Source organism: Sporomusa intestinalis (assembly GCF_055383785.1).
Window position 1 is genome coordinate 2,617,816 of the sequence record NZ_AP042390.1, and the last position, 19,169, is coordinate 2,636,984.

At 50.2% G+C, this 19,169-nt stretch carries 20 protein-coding genes and 1 riboswitch; of the genes, 1 reads left to right on the plus strand and 19 read right to left on the minus strand.

Translation table 11 applies throughout. The features are described 5' to 3' along the window. Positions 1-65 precede the first annotated feature (65 nt). From ACZ481_RS12275 to ACZ481_RS12325, 11 genes are all read right to left on the minus strand, one after another. Positions 66-200 (minus strand): hypothetical protein, encoded by a 135-nt coding sequence (locus tag ACZ481_RS12275; protein ID WP_464770419.1) that lies wholly within the window; start codon positions 198-200, stop codon positions 66-68. Positions 201-213: 13 nt separating this feature from the next. Continuing rightward, on the minus strand, positions 214-441 hold the full coding sequence (locus ACZ481_RS12280; protein WP_464770420.1) for a heavy-metal-associated domain-containing protein: 228 nt from the start codon (positions 439-441) through the stop codon (positions 214-216). A gap of 71 nt (positions 442-512) precedes the next feature. Further along, a complete protein-coding gene (gene metK, locus ACZ481_RS12285) occupies positions 513-1,703 on the minus strand; it encodes a methionine adenosyltransferase (protein WP_464770421.1) in 1,191 nt (396 codons plus the stop codon). Between the two features lie 69 nt (positions 1,704-1,772). Beyond that, a riboswitch (SAM riboswitch) is annotated at positions 1,773-1,882 on the minus strand. Between the two features lie 49 nt (positions 1,883-1,931). Then, entirely contained in the window at positions 1,932-3,134 is a 1,203-nt protein-coding gene (gene coaBC / locus ACZ481_RS12290) for a bifunctional phosphopantothenoylcysteine decarboxylase/phosphopantothenate--cysteine ligase CoaBC (RefSeq protein ID WP_464770422.1), read from the minus strand. 9 nt (positions 3,135-3,143) lie between these two features. Beyond that, positions 3,144-3,350: a DNA-directed RNA polymerase subunit omega gene (gene rpoZ / locus ACZ481_RS12295; protein WP_464770423.1), complete on the minus strand. Its 207-nt coding sequence runs from the start codon at positions 3,348-3,350 to the stop codon at positions 3,144-3,146. Between the two features lie 11 nt (positions 3,351-3,361). Beyond that, on the minus strand, positions 3,362-4,000 hold the full coding sequence (gene gmk / locus ACZ481_RS12300) for a guanylate kinase (RefSeq protein WP_464770424.1): 639 nt from the start codon (positions 3,998-4,000) through the stop codon (positions 3,362-3,364). Between the two features lie 21 nt (positions 4,001-4,021). Continuing rightward, positions 4,022-4,288 carry an extracellular matrix/biofilm regulator RemA gene (gene remA, locus ACZ481_RS12305; protein ID WP_144350270.1) on the minus strand — a complete coding sequence of 89 codons (267 nt, stop codon included), beginning with the start codon at positions 4,286-4,288 and terminating at the stop codon, positions 4,022-4,024. A gap of 52 nt (positions 4,289-4,340) precedes the next feature. Then, positions 4,341-5,213 (minus strand): YicC/YloC family endoribonuclease, encoded by an 873-nt coding sequence (locus ACZ481_RS12310; RefSeq protein ID WP_464770425.1) that lies wholly within the window; start codon positions 5,211-5,213, stop codon positions 4,341-4,343. Positions 5,214-5,372: 159 nt separating this feature from the next. Then, positions 5,373-5,978, minus strand: coding sequence for a hypothetical protein (locus ACZ481_RS12315; protein WP_464770426.1), 606 nt, complete (start codon positions 5,976-5,978; stop codon positions 5,373-5,375). Positions 5,979-6,170: 192 nt separating this feature from the next. Further along, positions 6,171-7,004: a diaminopimelate epimerase gene (gene dapF / locus ACZ481_RS12320; RefSeq protein WP_464770427.1), complete on the minus strand. Its 834-nt coding sequence runs from the start codon at positions 7,002-7,004 to the stop codon at positions 6,171-6,173. A 21-nt stretch (positions 7,005-7,025) separates the two neighbouring features. After that, a complete protein-coding gene (locus ACZ481_RS12325; protein WP_464770428.1) occupies positions 7,026-9,782 on the minus strand; it encodes a calcium-translocating P-type ATPase, SERCA-type in 2,757 nt (918 codons plus the stop codon). A 139-nt stretch (positions 9,783-9,921) separates the two neighbouring features. Between ACZ481_RS12325 and ACZ481_RS12330 the strand changes: the two genes are divergently transcribed. After that, positions 9,922-11,670: an Rqc2 family fibronectin-binding protein gene (locus ACZ481_RS12330; protein ID WP_464770429.1), complete on the plus strand. Its 1,749-nt coding sequence runs from the start codon at positions 9,922-9,924 to the stop codon at positions 11,668-11,670. On the opposite strand, the gene pyrR is transcribed toward ACZ481_RS12330, so the two are convergent. From pyrR to ileS, 8 genes are all read right to left on the minus strand, one after another. Continuing rightward, positions 11,660-12,223, minus strand: a complete 564-nt coding sequence (gene pyrR / locus ACZ481_RS12335) for a bifunctional pyr operon transcriptional regulator/uracil phosphoribosyltransferase PyrR (RefSeq protein ID WP_464770430.1) — start codon at positions 12,221-12,223, stop codon at positions 11,660-11,662. The two genes, ACZ481_RS12330 and pyrR, sit on opposite strands and share 11 nt — an antisense overlap. 4 nt (positions 12,224-12,227) lie before the next feature. Next, positions 12,228-13,181 carry an RluA family pseudouridine synthase gene (locus ACZ481_RS12340; RefSeq protein WP_464770431.1) on the minus strand — a complete coding sequence of 318 codons (954 nt, stop codon included), beginning with the start codon at positions 13,179-13,181 and terminating at the stop codon, positions 12,228-12,230. A gap of 9 nt (positions 13,182-13,190) precedes the next feature. After that, complete coding sequence (gene lspA / locus ACZ481_RS12345; protein ID WP_464770432.1) at positions 13,191-13,661, minus strand: signal peptidase II; 471 nt, start codon at positions 13,659-13,661, stop codon at positions 13,191-13,193. Positions 13,662-13,766: 105 nt separating this feature from the next. After that, complete coding sequence (locus ACZ481_RS12350) at positions 13,767-14,471, minus strand: TVP38/TMEM64 family protein (RefSeq protein ID WP_464770433.1); 705 nt, start codon at positions 14,469-14,471, stop codon at positions 13,767-13,769. Between the two features lie 198 nt (positions 14,472-14,669). Next, entirely contained in the window at positions 14,670-15,341 is a 672-nt protein-coding gene (locus ACZ481_RS12355) for a TraR/DksA C4-type zinc finger protein (protein WP_464770434.1), read from the minus strand. A 16-nt stretch (positions 15,342-15,357) separates the two neighbouring features. Next, positions 15,358-15,885, minus strand: coding sequence for a nitroreductase family protein (locus tag ACZ481_RS12360; RefSeq protein ID WP_464770435.1), 528 nt, complete (start codon positions 15,883-15,885; stop codon positions 15,358-15,360). 24 nt (positions 15,886-15,909) lie between these two features. Beyond that, positions 15,910-16,236, minus strand: coding sequence for a DUF5665 domain-containing protein (locus tag ACZ481_RS12365; RefSeq protein WP_464770436.1), 327 nt, complete (start codon positions 16,234-16,236; stop codon positions 15,910-15,912). Between the two features lie 77 nt (positions 16,237-16,313). Further along, positions 16,314-19,106, minus strand: coding sequence for an isoleucine--tRNA ligase (gene ileS / locus ACZ481_RS12370; RefSeq protein WP_464770437.1), 2,793 nt, complete (start codon positions 19,104-19,106; stop codon positions 16,314-16,316). Between the last annotated feature and the right edge of the window lie 63 nt (positions 19,107-19,169).

Genomic DNA, 19,169 nt, shown 5'->3' on the forward strand with positions numbered 1-19,169 from the left:
TATCGCCGAATAAAGAGAAGGGGACTGTGCAGTCCCCTTTTTAATTATAAATAGATATTCGCTTTTTACTTGTCAAATACCTGCTGGCGGTTATCCGGATAATGAGCGGCCATTTCCCAGTCAAACCCAGTGTCCATTGGCAAACGTTTAAAAAAACGTCTGGCCCGGTGTCGGCGCAGCGGCGAAAAACGAAGCTTCATATAAGCACACTTCCTAACCCTGAATGGAATAGCCCAGTGATTGCAGCGTTTCTTCAATATAGCCGCTGGGAGTAACCGCTTCGTCATGGGTGACTGCAACCTGATGGTTGGTTAAGGACACCTTTACTGAGGAGACACCATGAAGATGGGACAAAGTATGCTCAATACGATCCCGGCAATGGTCGCCTTTAAGGCCTCCAACACGGTAGATGGATTGTTTGGTGTTTTTCTGTGTAGCCAATGGAATACCTCCTTGTTACTGACTTGAGTGTCCACCATTGTTAGTATTACCATTGGCCGCTAATTAATTAGCTACAGATTTGCTTCTTTGTGCAGAATTTCCGCTTTGTCGGTCTGCTCCCAGGGCAGGCTGACATCGGTGCGGCCAAAATGGCCATAGGCAGCAGTCTGACGGTAAATCGGCCGCCGGAGATTCAGGGATTTAATAATACCGGCCGGTCTTAAATCAAAATGCTTATTGATGAGTTCAACTATTTTCGATTCGGAAATTTTCGCAGTACCGAATGTCTCTACCATAACGGAAACCGGCCGGGCAATACCGATGGCATAGGCCAGTTGGATTTCGCATTTATCGGCTAAGCCGGCGGCAACTACGTTTTTGGCTACATAGCGGGCAGCATAAGCAGCGGAACGGTCGACCTTTGTTGGGTCTTTACCCGAAAAAGCGCCACCGCCATGCCGGGCCATGCCGCCATAGGTGTCAACGATGATTTTCCGTCCTGTTAAACCGGCATCGCCTTGCGGTCCGCCGACCACGAAACGACCGGTCGGGTTGATATAATATTTTGTTTTGGCGTCTAACAGATCCTGGGGCACGATCGGCACGACGACGGCGGCGATTAGATCCTTTTCGATAGTTTCGCGGTCTACTTCCGGGCTGTGCTGAGTGGACACAACAATCGTATCAATGCGTACCGGTTTGCCATCTTCATACTCAACTGTAACCTGGGTCTTGCCATCAGGACGGAGGTAGCCGAGCTCACCGCTTTTACGGACCTCGGACAGTCTGCGGGCCAGTTTATGGGCTAAAGCGATTGGCAGCGGCATATATTCGGGGGTTTCGTTGGTGGCATAGCCGAACATCATCCCCTGATCGCCGGCTCCAATGGCTTCAATCGCGTCCATATCGCCCTGTTTTGCTTCCCAGGCCTTGTCCACTCCCAGGGCAATATCCGGCGATTGTTCGTCAATCGAGGTTAACACACCGCAGGTTTCACCGTCAAAACCATATTTGGCCCGGGTATAGCCGATACTCTTGATGGTTTCACGGACAATTTTGGGAATATCTACATAGCAATTAGTGGTGATTTCTCCCACTACGTGCACAATACCGGTTGTTACCAGGGTTTCGCAGGCAACCCGGGCTGACGGGTCATGAGCCAGAATCGCATCAAGCACACTGTCGGAAATTTGGTCGGCTATCTTATCCGGATGGCCTTCCGTGACAGATTCAGAAGTAAAAAGCACGCGTTTTTTTTCCAAGATCAGTATCCCTCCCTGTTATATTTAAAAAAAGAAAACCCCCGCAAGGGGGTGTGATTTTTTCTTTCACTCCCATCTTACGGTCTTGCCGCCGGAATTGGCACCGTTTTTAGCCGAATAATGCTAAATGGTTGCCGCGGTTTCATCGGGCCAGTCCCTCCACCAACTCTTGATGAGTATAGAGTATGCAATTTTCATATCAAATTTTAATCGAATTAATAAAAAAAATCAAGTAGAATTTGTCAGCATAGCACAAATTCTGTCTAAAATGATTTCTGCAACCTGCTGTTTACTTTGCAGTGGCAGTGCTTCTACCAAGCCGTTTTTGTGAACAATTTTTACGATATTGGTGTCCAGATTAAAACCGGCACCAGGTAAAGTGACATCATTGGCTACAATCATATCCAGGTTTTTCTTGCGCAGTTTTTCCTGGGCATGTTCGATCAGGCCTTCTGTCTCAGCCGCAAAGCCAATTAATAGCTGCTGCTTTTTCCGCTGGCCCAAATCATGCAAAATATCCGGATTTTTGACCAGATTCAGGGTCAGTGCCTGGCCGGTTTTTTTTATTTTTTGCTCTGCTGCCAGTTCAGGCCGGTAATCGGCAACAGCCGCGGCTTTAACGACGATATCAACGGCGTCAAAGTCGGCCAGAACGGCATTGTGCATCTCCGCCGCTGTTTCTACCCTCTTTATGGTAATGCCCGGCGGTACAGGCAAGCTGGACGGTCCGGAAATTAAAATAACTTCAGCACCACGCGCTGCCGCTGCCTGGGCCAGGGCATAGCCCATTTTACCGCTGGAACGGTTGCCAAGGTATCTGACAGGGTCGATGGGTTCCCTGGTGCCGGCGGCAGTAACCAGCAGGCGTTTCCCCGCCAGCTCACGGCGGGGATGCAGGATAGACAGGAGCTTCTCCACAATCGCGGCCGGTTCGGGTAACCGGCCGGGTCCTTCGATTCCACAAGCCAGCATACCTGAGGCCGGTTCCATAATATGATAACCTAAGCTTTTTAGCTTAATTAGATTTTGCTGTGTGACCGGATTGAGAAACATATTTGTATTCATAGCCGGCGCGAGCATAACCGGCGCCGTAGTGGCCATGACGGTGGTTGTAAGCATATCGTCGGCAATACCATTGGCAATTTTGCCGATAATATTGGCTGTTGCCGGGGCAACTAAAAATAAATCAGCCTGTGAAGCCAGGGCAATATGCTGGACATTCCAGGTTTTGGGCTCTTCCCACATATCGGTGACAACCGGATTGCCGCTGATTTCCCGGAAGGTGAGCGGCGTAACGAAAGCAGTGGCGGCTTTTGTCATGATGACATAAACATTGCAGCCGGTTTTTTTTAAACGGCTGACAACATCGACTGCTTTATAGGCAGCAATGCCGCCGGCAACACCCATGACAATCGTTTGACCTGAGGACATGGCTTCCTCCTATTTAATGCCGGTTTTGGTGCGTTCGTAGGTTATTTTCCGCTGGGCTATTTCTTCCAGGGCAATTGTAACAGGCTTATTGGATTTTGATTCTGCTAAAGACGGCTTTCCGTCCATTATTTCTCTTGCCCGTTTGGCCGCAAGCACCACCAGTGTGTATTTACTGTCAACTTTCTCTACTAAAACATCTAAAGATGGATTAATCATTATGTTTCCCCCTAGCCTTTACTTGAAGGTGTGCCTATACACTTTGAACGGTAGAGACTGTCGATTAAATCGATATTCCGTTCTGCCCGGTATTTTTCGGCAGTGATTATCGTTTCAATTCTTTGGACAGCGGCAGCTACCTGATCATTGACCACGATATAATGATAGTTGCGCGCCAGCTTAAGCTCACTGCTTACGCAATGCAAGCGTTTTCTAATCACATCAGGGCTGTCGGTGCCGCGTTTATAAATCCTGTCAGCCAGCTCATTAAGGGAAGGCGGGACAACATATACATAAACACCCTGCGAGAAATTATCCTTGACCTTCATGGCTCCCTGGGTATCAATTTCCAGTACGACATCATACCCGTTATTTAGCTGGTCAAGCACATATTGGCGTGGTGTGCCGTAGAAATTACCGTACACTTCGGCCCATTCCAGCAATTCGCCGTTTTCAATCATTTTCTTAAACTGATCTTTGCCAGTAAACAGGTAGTTTACCCCATCTACCTCTCCCACCCGCGGCGGGCGTGTAGTGGCTGATATCGAGTATTTCAGACGGGGATTGCTACGCAGCAACTCACGGCAAATAGTACCTTTTCCGGTGCCGGAAGGTCCGGAAATAACAATCAAAATTCCTTGCTGCGCCATCGTCAATCTCCTTCCGGGCAGTTATTCCGCCGATTCATCACTGGTATCTTTGCTTGTTAGACGGTGGGCCACTGTTTCCGGTTGTACAGCCGATAAAATGACGTGGTCGCTGTCAGTGATAATTACCGCACGGGTCCGGCGTCCATATGTAGCATCAATAAGCATCCCCCGATCGCGGGCTTCCTGAATAATCCTTTTAATAGGAGCGGATTCCGGGCTGACAATAGAGATAATCCTGTTAGCTGATACGATATTACCGAAGCCAATGTTGATCAACTTTATATCCATTAAGACTCCTCCTATGACATTTATAGGCTGTTAGACGTAGCTTTCTCCTATATTACTCTATGTTTTGGATTTGCTCTCTGACCTTCTCAATTTCACTTTTAATTTCAACGACCACATTGGCAATTGTCGAATCGTTGGCTTTAGAAGCAATGGTATTTGTTTCCCGGTTAATCTCCTGCACGATAAAGTCCAGCTTACGTCCAACCGCTTCCGTTGCTGTAACCGTTGCTTTGAATTGCGATAAATGACTTTTTAGGCGTACAATTTCTTCAGTGACATTTGTTCGGTCGGCAAACAGTGCGGTTTCCTGGATCAGCCTGGCTTCATCAGGTTCAGCTCCGGCCGCGGCCAGCAGTTCCCGCATGCGCAGCAGCAGCTTCTCCCGGTATTCACTCAGGATCTGCGGGGCTCGCTCTTCAACGCTGGCTATATATGTGTACAGTTTATCAACCCGCTCCAACAGGTCGCGCTCAATATTGGCTCCTTCCGTTTCCCGCATTTTCATCAAATTAAGTATCGCCGCTTCAATCGCCGCACCCAGTTTAGGCCATAATTGCTCAACATCTTCCGTTATCTCCTCCACCCTGAGCACATCAGGATATCTGGCAAGATGAAAGATATTATCGCTGGCTGGCATTTCCACGATACCGGCTAATTCTCTCATTGCATTATGGTAAGCTATTGCCAATTCTTTGTCAACCCTTACCGTCCGTTTCTTTTCTCCGTATTCATCCACTGTGATAAAAACATCGATCCGGCCACGCAAAATAGTATTGGCAATACTGCGGCGAATTTTGTCCTCCAGACTGCCGAACGTTTTTGGCATACGGATCACAATCTCATTATACCGGTGGTTTACCGCTTTAATTTCGACCACAATCCGATGGCTTGAATCAATATATTCACCCCGGCCAAATCCGGTCATACTTTTTAGCACGAAACCTGCACCTGCCTTTGCGTATGTTATTATTGACTGATAATACAATTTTAACCCGTAGATTTTACCTGTTATTTCGCTTTATTCATGCTAAATCCCTTTTTACAAAAAAAATAAATGGAGATAAACTCCATTTTTGGCAGGTAATCATTTAAAATTCGGCAAATCGAAGTAAAAGCGGCGCTCCTGCTTATCCTTGGTGATGACGAGTAAAGTAATTGGTTTATTCAGCTGAATATCTTTATCGGAAAAATAAAAATAAGAATGGGCCGTATATTGGGGTTTGTCAGGAAAGCGTGGGGTTTTGACGGGCGGGTTTGCCACTGCATGGTAGGGTTTAAACACCTTCTTCTCCTGCCTGAGGGTGACCTGAACTCCGTCGGTAAAATTAGGGCTGTTACCATTGGCAGTTATACTAAAAACCAGACAGCCGGCATAATCGGCAAGAATTTTTTCACTGTCGGCCAGCTCCACAACCTGCTTGCTCCGGACTTTATCCCGGGCATCGTTAGCTATCAGCAAAAAAGGTGTATATAAATAAGCTTTTTCCGTTGTTTCATTAAGTATAGGAGCTTTTTCCTCATAAACAAGCCAGGGGGCAAGAAACTCCGTAAGTGCCAGCTGCTTACGTTTTATGCCGTAATCCTGCGCTTCAAGGATGACTTCTTTATTTACTAATGATATGGCCCCCCCAGGCCAGGGAATGGAGACCAGGAGCAGCAGGCTGAGAAAAAAAGCGGAAAGAAACCTCACCTAAACACCTCCGATGACAAAATATCTTTGCTATTACTATTAGGCACAGGTCCGAAGAATTCCTTTTTTTGCAGGGATAACTTATGTAGAAACCGGCTCAAGGCGAGCCGGTTTTTAGTACCTTGTCAGCAGGGCTAACCGGCTAAAGGCAACGGCGCTTTCGCCCCAAAGCTTGACGCCGGCCGTGTCTGTTTACAATAAGTATTCGCCCCTGAATACCTCAACCGCCGGGCCCGACTTATAGATATGATTATTGTCGGCCCAGTGGATAAACAGGTCACCGCCGTCCAGCTTGACAGTCGCCTGCCGGTCGGTATGACCGTTGAGCACGGCAGCCACTACCGCAGCGCTGGCTCCGGTGCCGCAGGCCTTGGTTATGCCGGCCCCCCTTTCCCAGACACGCATTCTCAGGGTCTGCCGGTCAATGACCTCAATAAACTCAACATTGGTTTTACGGGGAAAGAGGGGATGGGTCTCCAATTTCGGTCCAATGGCGGCCAGGTCAACGGCGGCTGCGTCATCAACAAAAATGACGCAGTGAGGATTGCCCATGGAGAGCGCGGTGAACCGATAGGTTTGGCCGTCGATCTCAATGGCTGCGGCAATTGCCTTGTCATCGGCATTACCGGTCATTGGGATTTCACCGCGGGTAAGTTTCGGTTCGCCCATATCCACCTTAACTGTTACCAGTGTATCCTGATCAAATATCAGCTCCGGCGTGATAATGCCGGCCAGGGTGTCTAGGGTGATCGTTGTTTTATCCGTAAGGCCGGTTTCATAGAGATAGCGGGCCACACACCGGGTCGCATTACCGCACATGTCGGCTTCACTGCCGTCAGAATTAAAGATCTGCATTTTAAAATCAGCAATAGCTGAGGGCGAGAGCACAACAAGCCCGTCGGCGCCAATGCCGAAATGACGGTCACAAACGGCCAGCGCCTGGCGCCGGTAATCAGAAATATGTTCTGTTTCACTGTTGATAATTACGAAATCATTACCCAATCCATGCCACTTTGTAAACTGCATACTATTCCTCCTAGAGTATAGTTACCGGTTTTGCGGCAAAATCGTACGCCGCGCCGGCCGGCGTTTGAATATGTGTTTGCAGCCGTTTACTATCAGTGTCCAGCCGGAAACGGTGAGGACAAGCGCCCAGTCGCCCAATGAAAGCGGCACAGTGGAAAAAATAGCGCTTAAAAAGGGGATGTACATGACAGAAAGCTGCATAACAGTAGAGAATGTTACGGCGGCCAGCAAATATTTATTACTGGTAAAGGTAAGCTCAAAAATGGTTGCCGTTTCGGAACGGCAGTCAAATACGTGGAACATCTGGCAATATACCAGGGTCGCAAAGGCTGCTGTTCTGGCCAGCGCCAAATCATTCTGTAGATAGTATATCACACTAAAGACAAAAAGTGTGCTTAAACCTATTTGAATACCCCGGCCGATAATTTTCCGGCTTAAACCGCGCGAAAAAACACTTTCTCCCGGATGACGGGGCGGACGCTTCATAATATTGGGATTATTGGGGTCGACACCCAGCGCCATGGCCGGCAGGCCGTCGGTAACAAGGTTCACCCACAATATCTGCACAGGCAGCAGCGGCATCGGCAGGCCCAGCAGCGCTGCTAAAAACATAGTCAGCACTTCGCCGATATTGCAGGATAGCAAGTACCTGATAAATTTCCTGATATTATCATAAATGCCACGGCCTTCCTCCACTGCGGCGACAATTGTTGCAAAGTTGTCGTCGGCCAGTACCATAGCGGAGGCTTCTTTCGTGACATCAGTGCCGGAAATTCCCATGGCAACCCCGATATCTGCCTCTTTTATTGCCGGGGCGTCGTTAACCCCGTCGCCCGTCATGGCCACAATATGGCCCTGACGCTTAAGGGCCCGGACAATTCTTAATTTATGGGCCGGCGATACACGGGCATATACAGTGACTTTATTGACGATGGCATCAAGCTCGCCTTCGCTCATCGCATCAAGCTCGGCCCCGGTGAGGGCTTTATGCTGCCCGTCCCTGTATATATGCAGTTCCTGGGCGATGGCAATGGCGGTATTCTTATGATCCCCGGTAATCATTACCGTTTTGATACCGGCTTCGCGGCACAAGGCAATCGAGGCCTTGGCTTCGTCGCGCGGCGGATCGATCATGCCGATTAACCCGGCAAACACCAGCTCCGTCTCGATAGACTCATCGGGGTTCTTGGCCTGAGACGGTGTCAGGCGGCGGTAAGCCACTGCCAGGACCCGCAGGGCCTGGGACGACATTTGTTCGATAATGCTGTTTATGCCGGCCCTGTACTCACTGGTCATAGTAGCAGGGCCGGCCGGTGTGTGATGATAACGGCATAATTCGGTGATGATATCAGGTGCGCCTTTGACATAAAGAATATTATTGCTGCTGCCATCGCGATAGATAACCGACATGCGGCGGCGTTCCGATTCAAACGGAATTTCAGCTACCCGCTGCTGACTCTTTTCTATTGCCGACTGCCAGATATCCGCTTTGGCGGCGGCAACAATCATGGCGCCTTCGGTAGGATCGCCCTCAATCGACCAGCCTGTTTCAGTTTTATTGCGCCAGATACCTGTAATGGCAATATTATTTTGCTTTAAAGTGCTGTTATTGCAGAGAACACCAATTGTCAGGCACTGCTGCAGGGCTTTATCCTGGCTGATCGCAACCGGCTGCTGGTTAAACAGGATATTGCCTTTTATATCATAACCGGTTCCGGTGACATCATATGTATTGCCGTTAGCAAATACCTGTCTTACTGTCATCTGGTTCTGGGTTAGAGTTCCTGTTTTATCGGAGCAGATTACGGTTGTGCAGCCAAGGGTTTCAACCGCCGGCAGTTTGCGGATAATGGCCCGCTGCTTAATCATGCGCTGAACCCCGAGCGCCAGGGCCACAGTTACAATGGCGGGCAAGCCTTCGGGGATAGCCGCAACGGCCAGGCTGATACCGGCCATAGACATCAGAAATAAGGATTCTCCTCTGATTACACCGGTAACGACAACAATTAAACAAATCGCCAGGCAGCCCCACACCAGCAGTCTGCCCAGGTGGTCCAGCCGTCTCTCCAGGGGGGTGATTTCTTCGGCTGTCTCCTGAATCAGGCCGGCAATATGCCCCACTTCTGTGGCCATACCAGCCGCGCATACTACCGCTTTTCCCCGTCCTCTGACTATGCTGGTGCCGGCATAGACCATGTTTTTCCTGTCGCCGAGCGGAACATCTTCATTAAAGCTGCGGTCGGCTACTTTGCGGACCGGCAGAGATTCGCCGGTGAGGGCCGCCTCCTCTGCCTCTAGATTATGGACGTTAATCAGCCGGCCATCGGCTGCCAGCTTATCACCGGCTTCAAGCACCAGTATGTCGCCAGGCACCAGCTCCCGGGCGGGAATTTGCTGCACCATGCCGTTTCTAACTACTCTGGCGGTGGGCGATGCCAGTTTTTTTAGCGCAGACAGTGATTGTTCGGCCCGGTATTCCTGAATAAAGCCTAAAATGGCATTCATCAGGACAATGACTAAGATCGTGACGGCGTCGGCATATTCACCCAATAAGGCCGATATTAACGTAGCTCCAAGCAAGACTAATACCATAAAATCCTGAAATTGTGCTAAAAAACGTTTCCACCACGGCACCTTTTCTTTTTCGGCCAGTTCATTAAAGCCGAATTTGTCCAGTCTGATCTTTACCTCAGCAGTGGATAAACCATCTGCAAAACTGGTTTGCCAGAATTGAACCGCTTCATCTGGTGTGCGTGTATACCATTTTTCCCTGTTCATGCAGCCACCTCGTTAACAATGCATTTTGCCTTATTAACCATGATATTCCGCTAAGTGGCGAATTAGACCGGGTTTGACCGCTAATTGCAGGGGTGATATACTATTGGCAAATTGTTATTCGCTGACGGAGGTTTCGACAATGAATCTTGACGGATTATCGCTTGCCCCGCTGGTCGGGGAGCTTAATGGCTCGCTCGCAGGCGGGCGGATTGATAAAGTGTTCCAGCCGGACCCCTATTCGCTTTTGCTGTGGGTACGGCAGCCGGGATCAACCCTGCGGTTTTTGCTTTCGGCCAACCCGGAGCGCCCCAAACTGCTGCTTACGGCCGCGGCGCCGGAGAATCCGGCTGTGGCTCCCAACTTTTGCATGCTGTTGCGAAAACACCTGGAAGACGGGCGCATTGCCGGTATTGAACAGCATAGTCTTGACCGGATTGTAAACATCAATATCGATGTGCGCGGTGAGCGGGGCATCATTGTTACCAAACGCCTGATTGTTGAAATCATGGGCAAGCACAGCAACATTATCTTAACGCAGGATAATATCATAGTTGACGCTGTCAAGCGGGTGAGTGCCCAGGTCAGCCGTTACCGTCAGGTACTGCCTGGTAAAGCCTATGTTTACCCGCCTGGTCAGGATAGGTTGAATATCCTGACAACAGATCCGTCTCTCTTTGCGGAAAAGGTCCTGGCAGCGCCTGCCGGCTCGCTCAGCAAAGCGATTACGGCCACAGGCATTGGTCTGGGACCGCTTACAGCGCGGGAGATTGCCTGGCGGGGCGGTTTTTTGCCTGATATCATCCTCCGGGAGCTTGATGCCGCCGATGCCGCTGCCTTAAGCGAAGCGGTGGCGAGTATTGCCGCATCCCTGAAAGCGGGCCAGGTCACCCCCAGTATTATGGCCGAGGGGCAGCGGCCGCTGGCGATAGCCGCCTTTGTCCCCGGGCATCTCAGCCAGTATGAGCTCCTCACTTTCCCCAGCATGAGTGCTGCTGTTGAGCATTTTGACAAATATCAGGGCCGTCCCCCGGTGCCGGAGAAAGAAACCCTGAATAAGCTGCTGGCAGCGGAATCAGGCAGGCTGACCCGCAAGCGCTCTGTGCTGGCAGGCGAGCTGTCGCAGGCGGAAAACGCCGGTGAACTTAGAAAATACGGCGATATTCTAATGGCTAACCTGTATACTGTTACTCCCGGCGTCTCCGAACAGGCGCTGTTTGACATATATAGTGCGGAGCCGGAAGCGCAGCAGGTTATGATTAAATTGGACCCTGACCTGTCACCGCTGGAGAATGCACAGCAATATTATATAAAATACAATAAGGCCAAACGCTCGGGGGAGCATTTGGCCGGTCAGCTCAAAGAATGTCAGAATGAGCTTGTTTATTTAGAGAGTATTGCGCTCGCGCTCGCTCACGCCTTTACCAGCGCTGAAGTGAATGAAGTGCGGCAGGAGCTAATCAGTGCCGGCTATCTGAAAACCTCAGACAAGCGGCGCCCGCCGGCTGTGCCCTCTTCCCCGCTCATGGTTAAAAGCAGTGAAGGCTTTAGCCTTATTATCGGCAAAAATAATCGCCAGAATGATCTTGTGACCTTTAAGCAGGCTCAGCCTGACGACATATGGCTGCACACCAAGGATATACCGGGGTCCCATGTTATTATCCGGGGCGAAAACCGGGTCATTACGGATCAGGCCATCCAAGAAGCCGCCCGCTTAGCCGCCTATTTTAGCAAAAGTCGCCAGTCAACCAATGTTCCGGTCGATTATACCAGGCGGCGCTATGTCCGCAAACCCTCCGGGGCTAAACCCGGTTTTGTCATTTATGATCATCAAAATACCGTCTATGTAACACCTGACGAAGCCCTGGGGCAACAATTGCTCAACCGGTGACCATTTCCTTGATGACAACCTGCTCGCTGCCATCGACTGAAGTCAGCTGTACGCTGACTATTTCTTTGCCTGAAGTCGGTACATTTTTGCCCACATAATCGGCCCTTATCGGGAGCTCGCGATGGCCCCGGTCAATTAGCACAGCCAGCTGAATGGCCGCCGGCCGGCCGATATCCATGATGGCATCCAGCGCTGCCCTCACCGTGCGCCCGGTAAATAAAACGTCGTCAATAAGGACAACTTTTTTGTCATTAATCGAAAAAGGTATCAGTGTTTCATGGACAATCGGCTGATAAGCCAGTGTAGACAGGTCATCCCTGTACAGGGTGATATCCAGCACCCCTACCGGTAATTCAATGCCCTCAATCCGTTTAATTTCTTCGGCTATGCGCTGGGCTAACGGCACGCCGCGCGTTCTGATGCCAACCAGGGTTAAGTCGCCGACCCCCTTATTGCGCTCCACAATTTCATGGGCTACGCGGGTAAGGGCCCGTTTAACGGCTTGGGCGTCCATAATTACAGCCTTGTCTACTAAATTTACGTGTTTAGCCATAGTATTACTGCTCCTCTCTTTTTGTTGTTTTCAGTTGGTTAAGTATAGCAGCCATATCGTCAGGCAGGGGGGCGGTAAATATCATGCTCTCACCGGTAGCCGGATGCCGGAGTGAAAGCTCAGCCGAATGGAGTGCCTGCCCGGTGATGGCAAAATGCCTTTTTCCCGGTCCGTATTTAGGATCGCCCACAACCGGATGCTCTATATATTGCATATGTACCCGGATTTGATGGGTGCGTCCTGTCTGCAGCTTGCATTCAACCAAGGTATAATTAACGAACCGCTCGACAACACGGAAACGGGTAATGGCTTCTTTGCTGTTGCTAAAGGTGACCGCCATTTTTTTCCGGTCAGACGGATGACGGCCGATAGGCGCATTAATGATCCCCTGCTCTTCGGCAATATTGCCATGAACAATCGCCAGATATTTGCGGCTGGCCGTACGGTTTTTAATTTGCCCGGCCAGGTCGAGATGGGCGCGGTCGTTTTTGGCGGCTACCATCACCCCGGAAGTATCTTTGTCAAGGCGATGCACAATTCCCGGCCGGATCTCGCCATTGATCCCTGATAAGTCGGTGCAGTGTTCTAACAGGGCGTTAACCAGTGTCCCCTGATAATTGCCGGCTGCTGGATGCACGACCATGCCCCGGGCTTTATTCAGGACAATAATATCGGCATCTTCATACAGGATGGCAAGCGGAATTGATTCTGCCACAATTTCTATCGGTTTAGCCGCGGGAAAAGCGATGACAATCTGATCATCAGCCTGTGTTTTATGGTTGGCTTTGACCGGTTTGCCATTAACAGTGACCAGCTTGTCGGCAATCAGTTTTTGCAGATGGGAGCGGGACAGCTCGGGCAACCGGTTTGTCAGAAGGATATCCAGCCTGACGCCCTGTTCTGCGTCTGTAGCCGCAAAACTTGCGGTATGACTGACTGGTGTTTGCTCTTGTTCCACAGTATCATCCTATCTTGATTTTTCTTGGTTTTCATTAGGGAAAGACCTAAATAGCAGGGTGTAAATCACGCAGCCGACACCGGTTACGATCGCAATATCAGCCACATTGAATACCGGCCAGATACGGAAATCAAAAAAATCAACAACATAGCCGGTTTGGATTCTGTCGATCACATTGCCGACCGCCCCGCCGGCCAGCAGGCTTAACCCCAGGCGCATCAACCGGAAGTTATCAGGAATCTGTTTGAAAAAATAAAGAGTAAGAACAAGCATAAGCACAGCAATGACAATAAAAAACGTCTGCTGATTTTCCAAAATACCAAAAGCAGCACCTGGATTTAACACATAAGTGATATGAAAAATATTATCCAGCACCGGTAGCGACATCCCGGGCAGCATATGGGCCTGAATATACTGTTTTGACAACTGATCAAGGATGATAACTGCTACGGCAATGATTCCAAATCCTAATATCGGCACCAATCTCTCTCCTATTCTCGTCTTAATGACTTAAACTATGATAACATGATACCGGAATTTTTCCCAAACGTAAAGAAGCGCGGCGCAGATTGCCGCGTTTCTTGCCTACTTGTTTTTATTGGGCAGAAAGTAGCGTTCAAAGGTGTCACGGTAGTAATAGACGATGAAGCCTGTTATGATAAGCAGTGATGTAATGGCCGCAGCCCATTTAAAATCATGGCTCAGATTTTGTCCCACTATCGAATAAAGCACAATAGCCGGCGTCTGGCCGATGGCGGTAGCGACTATAAACTGCGGCAGAGAAATTTTTGTCAGGCCGGCGCCATAGCTTATCACTTTAAAAGGCACAAGTGGGACGAGTCTGGTGATGAATACCGCCACAACACCATGTTTTTTAAAAAAAGTATCGGTAAATAGCAAGTATTTAACGCTGATAAATCGCTCAACTACCGGGCGCCCATACCAGCGGGCAATGCCAAAGTCAAGGCCCGCACCCAGGAGTGCTCCTGTCCAGGAATACACGGTGCCCAATTTCCAGCCAAATATCCAGGCGTTTGTTATCGTTATAATCAGCCCCGGCACCAACGGTACCATGGACTGCAGCGTCATAAGGGCAATGCTGGTTAGTGGCGCCCAGAGACCGTAGGAGAGAATAAACTGGCGCAGGCCTTCAAAATTTCGATAGCGCAGATAAGTAATGCCTTCTGTGGTAAACTGCTGTACCCCCGGTACACCAAAGTAAGCGGCTACAACCAGTCCTAAGACGCAAATTTTGGCAATTATTATGCAGTTTGGTTCCGAACGGGCCATTCAGCCACCTCCACACCCTGGGTTATATAAGAAGATTATGTGTTTGTCATTAGTTCAGCAACCTAAATAATATGCCTGTTGCACGTCTATAATTAAACAAAAAACAGATAAAATCCTGCATGGGCACATTTGACCTGTCAGGTGTTTTAGCCCAGGGCTGCACTGTTCTGGCCGGTAATGTAAAAAGAAACCGGCAGTTTAGCGACCGGTTTCCGATCTTTGGCGTTTGCGGGCATGCCGGCTGGCACCGCCGGGTTCGCTGGGGATAGCGTCTGCAGGTTCAACAATACCCTGATGCTCATTGCTGTTGGGAAACAGTGCCTTGTAATCATAGGAACCCGGAATATCCTGCGGGGTGTCAGAACTCCCGTACCGGGCCACGGCCTGCAGCGCATCCTCGCCGTCATAACCAACTGATTCTTGTGGATCTGTGTCCAAAAAACTGCGGTGAAAAGGCGGCGCAAGCACTTCCTCTTCCAATGGCCGGCCGCCGTTAGCTAATTTTTGGTCGAAATCCTGCTGGCAACGCATACACTGGGTAGCCCAGGGCAGTGCCTCCAGCCGCGCGGGGGCTATTATCCCACCACAATGGTCACAGCGGCCGTAGGTGCCATTGTGGATTTTTTCCAAGGCCCGTTCCACATTGCTTAACAGCACCTGTTCATTGTCCTTGAGGCCCAAATCCTTGCTGCGCTCAAATGTTTCGCTGCCCAGGTCGGCCGGATGGTTATCATAGGTTGACAATTCACCTGTCGTACCGGACACGGCCGAATTTAGCCCGGTTGTTTCCAGGCGCTCTACAGTATGGGACAGTTCCGCTTTTTTTGCTGTCAGCCGGGCTTTGTATTTTGCTAATCGTACGGCGTGCAAGCGTAACTCCCCCTTTCTAATGAATAAATTTAGCGACTTCCGCCAGCCGCAGCCGTTCCTTGCATTGTTTAGGCTGTTCATCGCTGTAGCCGAGACAAATCATGGCCACCGCCCTGAGCCGGGGCGGAGCCTCAACGATTTCAGCGACCTTCTTTTCGTCAAAGGCGCCGACCCAGCAGGCGGCAATGCCCAAGCCTTCGGCGGCTAAAAGCATGTTTTGGGCGGCTGCGGCCGTGTCCTGCAGGCAGTATAACTGGGCGCCCCGTTCGCCATAACGCTCATTGGAGCGGGCCGGATCAGCCAAAACAACGACAACCGTGGGGGCATCGCTGATTTGCTCCTGATCGAAGGCGATATTGGCCAGTTTTTCTTTTACCGTCAGGTCCTGTACTACATAAAAATACCAGGGCTGCAGGTTGCCGGCGCTTGGCGCCATATTTCCAGCCTCGAGAATTCTCGTTAAGGTTGGTTCAGGAATCTGTTCTGATTTAAAATTACGGACACTATGGCTTTCACGCATACAGTCAAAGACGTCTTTGGTCATGGTTCAGCCTCCTTGGAATTCTACTTAAAATGTACCGTTTTTGGTTTCAACAAACCGGACAATATCGGCAATGAAACCACCGATACCGGGAATGTTAAGCAGGATTAGCTGTTTGAGAAAAGCGAGCAGCAGGGCAAATACCAGGCTGGCGCCAATGGCGATTCCTAAACCGCGGGCAATACCGGCGACAAAATTGGTGAAAATCAGCCGGGCCGGACGTTCCAGCATTTCCATGTAATCAGCAAACCGCATAGCCTCCAGCCGGTTGACAAGCCGTTCCAACTGTTTGGCTACAAATTCAGGCTGTTTTTCCTCAGTATGATTAGTATGTACCCGATTTTTATTGTCCATACAAACAGTCCTCCACTTGTGTTATTATTCCCTAATGAAAAAAAATAAACCGGGATGAGTCTCCCGGTTCAAAATGCTTACCTATTTTTTACGACAGTAGTGCACCGGTCACAGAGGGAAGGATGCTCTGTATCCTGGTTCACGGTTGAACTGTAAATCCAGCAGCGTTCACATTTGAGGCCCTGTGCCGGCGCAACGGCAACTGCCAGTTGCAGGTCTGCGGCCCGATAGGCTTCACCCGGAGCTTGTGCAAATGTATTTAATAAGGTTACATCAGACACAATGAGCAGTGTGGCTAAATCAGCCTGAATCGCAGTAAGCGCAGCGAGTTCGTCACCGGCGGCATACAGGGTGACTGCGGCATCCAGCGAATGCCCGATCACTTTGGTACGGCGGGCAGTTTCCAGGGCTTTGGTAATTTCCCCGCGCATTGCCAGAATCTTATCCCACTTGGCCTCCAGCGCCGGATCGAGATACCCGGGCTGCGCCGCCGGCCAGCTTGCCAATTGTACGCTTTCGGGCCGCCCTTTGGCCTGCGGCATGTACTGCCAGACCTCTTCCGCGGTAAATGTCAGCACCGGCGCGACAACTGTCACCAGGGTATTGAGAATTTCATACATAGCTGTCTGCGCGGCCCGGCGCTCAACCGAAGCCGGTAAGGCAGTGTAAACACGGTCTTTAAGAATATCGAGGTAAAAGGCGCTTAGATCTACAGCACAGAAGTTGTGGACAGTATGGTACAGGAGATGGAACTCATAATCTTCATAAGCCTGAGTCACCTTGGCTCTGACTTGTTCCAGCCGCATAAGCGCCCAGCGGTCAATCTCCAGCAACTGATGGTAGGCGACCTTGTCGGTATCGGGGTTGAAATCATGGAGGCTGCCTAAAATATAGCGGAACGTATTCCGGATTTTCCGGTATACTTCTGCCAGTTGCTTGAGAATATCATTGGAGATGCGGATATCTGCCTTATAGTCCGCCGAGGCTACCCACAGACGGAGTATATCAGCGCCATACTGCCTGATAACCTCCTGCGGGAAGATCGTATTGCCAATTGACTTGGACATTTTCCGGCCCTCGCCGTCAACGACAAAGCCATGAGTCAAAACCGCCTTATAGGGAGCAGTCCCCCGGGTGGCCACTGAGGTTAGGAGCGATGACTGGAACCAGCCGCGATGCTGGTCGCTGCCCTCAAGGTAAAGGTCGGCCGGCCATTTAAGTTCCGGACGCTGTTCAAGGACTGCGGCATGACTTGAACCACTGTCAAACCATACATCCATAATATCGGTCTCCTTGCGGAATTCGTTATGGCCGCAGTGCGGGCAGGCAAAGCCCCGGGGCAGAATCTCTGCCGGTTGTCTGGCCCACCAGGCATCTGATCCTTCCTGCCGGAACAACTCTTTGATGGCATGAATTGTCTCGTCATTAATTATATGCTCATTACACTTGGTGCAGTAGAAAATCGGAATCGGCAGGCCCCATACCCGCTGACGCGAGATGCACCAGTCCTGACGGTCGGCCACCATATTATGAATGCGGTCCTCGCCCCAGGCAGGAATCCACTTAACGTCATTGGCAATCGTAGCCAGGGCTTCGCTCCGGAAACCGTCGACCGAAGCAAACCATTGTTCAGTGGCCCGGTAAATGATAGGATTCTTGCAGCGCCAGCAGTGCGCATACTGGTGTTTAATCGAGCTTTTGCCCAATAAGAGGCCAAGGGCGGCTAATTCTTTAATGACCGGAACATTGGCGTCAGCCACTGTCAACCCGGCAAACTTACCGGCTTCAGCCGTGAATTTACCGGCCTGGTCAACCGGATTGATGACCGGCAGGCCATATTTCGTACCTACCTCAAAGTCCTCCTGGCCGTGACCGGGAGCGGTATGGACACAGCCGGTACCGGCTTCCAGCGTGACATGATCGCCGAGAATAACAGGCGACTCACGGTCAAAGAAGGGATGACTGAAGACCATGCCTTCAATCGCCGCGCCTGTCATTGTTGAGAGAACCGTATATTCGCCCAGGTTATTGGCTTTAACCACACTTTCCACCAAATCACTGGCTAACAGGTATATTTCGTCCTGAATCTCCACCCAGGCATATTCAATATCAGGATGGACGCAGATGGCAACATTAGCCGGCATTGTCCAGGGGGTTGTCGTCCAGATCACGGCATATACTTTCGCAATATCCACGCCTGCCGGCAGATTGCCTTTATCATCAATCAACGGAAACTTGACATAAATTGAATGAGATTTTTTTTCGGTATACTCAATCTCCGCTTCGGCCAGCGCTGTTTCACAGGAGGTGCACCAGTAGACCGATTTGAGGCCTTTATAAATATAGCCCTTTTTGGCCATTGCCCCAAAAACTTCAATCTGCTTGGCCTCATACGCAGGGACCAGGGTTACGTACGGATTCTCCCAGTCGCCGGCAACACCCAGACGTTTGAAATCCTCCCGTTGCAGGTCCAGGCATTTGAGGGCATACTGTTTGCACTCACGGCGCAAATCAAGCGGATTTAACTCATGGCGGTTCAACCCGAGAATCTTGATGGCGGCATGTTCAATCGGCAGGCCGTGGGTATCCCAGCCGGGAACATAGGGAGCATCAAAACCCTGCAATGATTTATATTTAACAATAATATCCTTGAGAATTTTGTTCAGCGCCGTACCAATATGGATGTTGCCGTTAGCGTAAGGCGGTCCGTCATGCAGGACAAATTTGGTTTTTCCCATGCTTTTAGTGAGCTTTTTTTCATAAATCTGATGTTCACGCCAGTATTCGAGCAGGTTAGGTTCCCGTTCAGGCAGATTGGCGCGCATGGGGAAATCTGTCTGCGGCAGGTTAAGTGTTTTGCTATAATCCAAAATCAGCACCTCCATAAAAATAAAAAACTCTCATCCCGGAAAGGGACGAGAGATAGTTTCCCG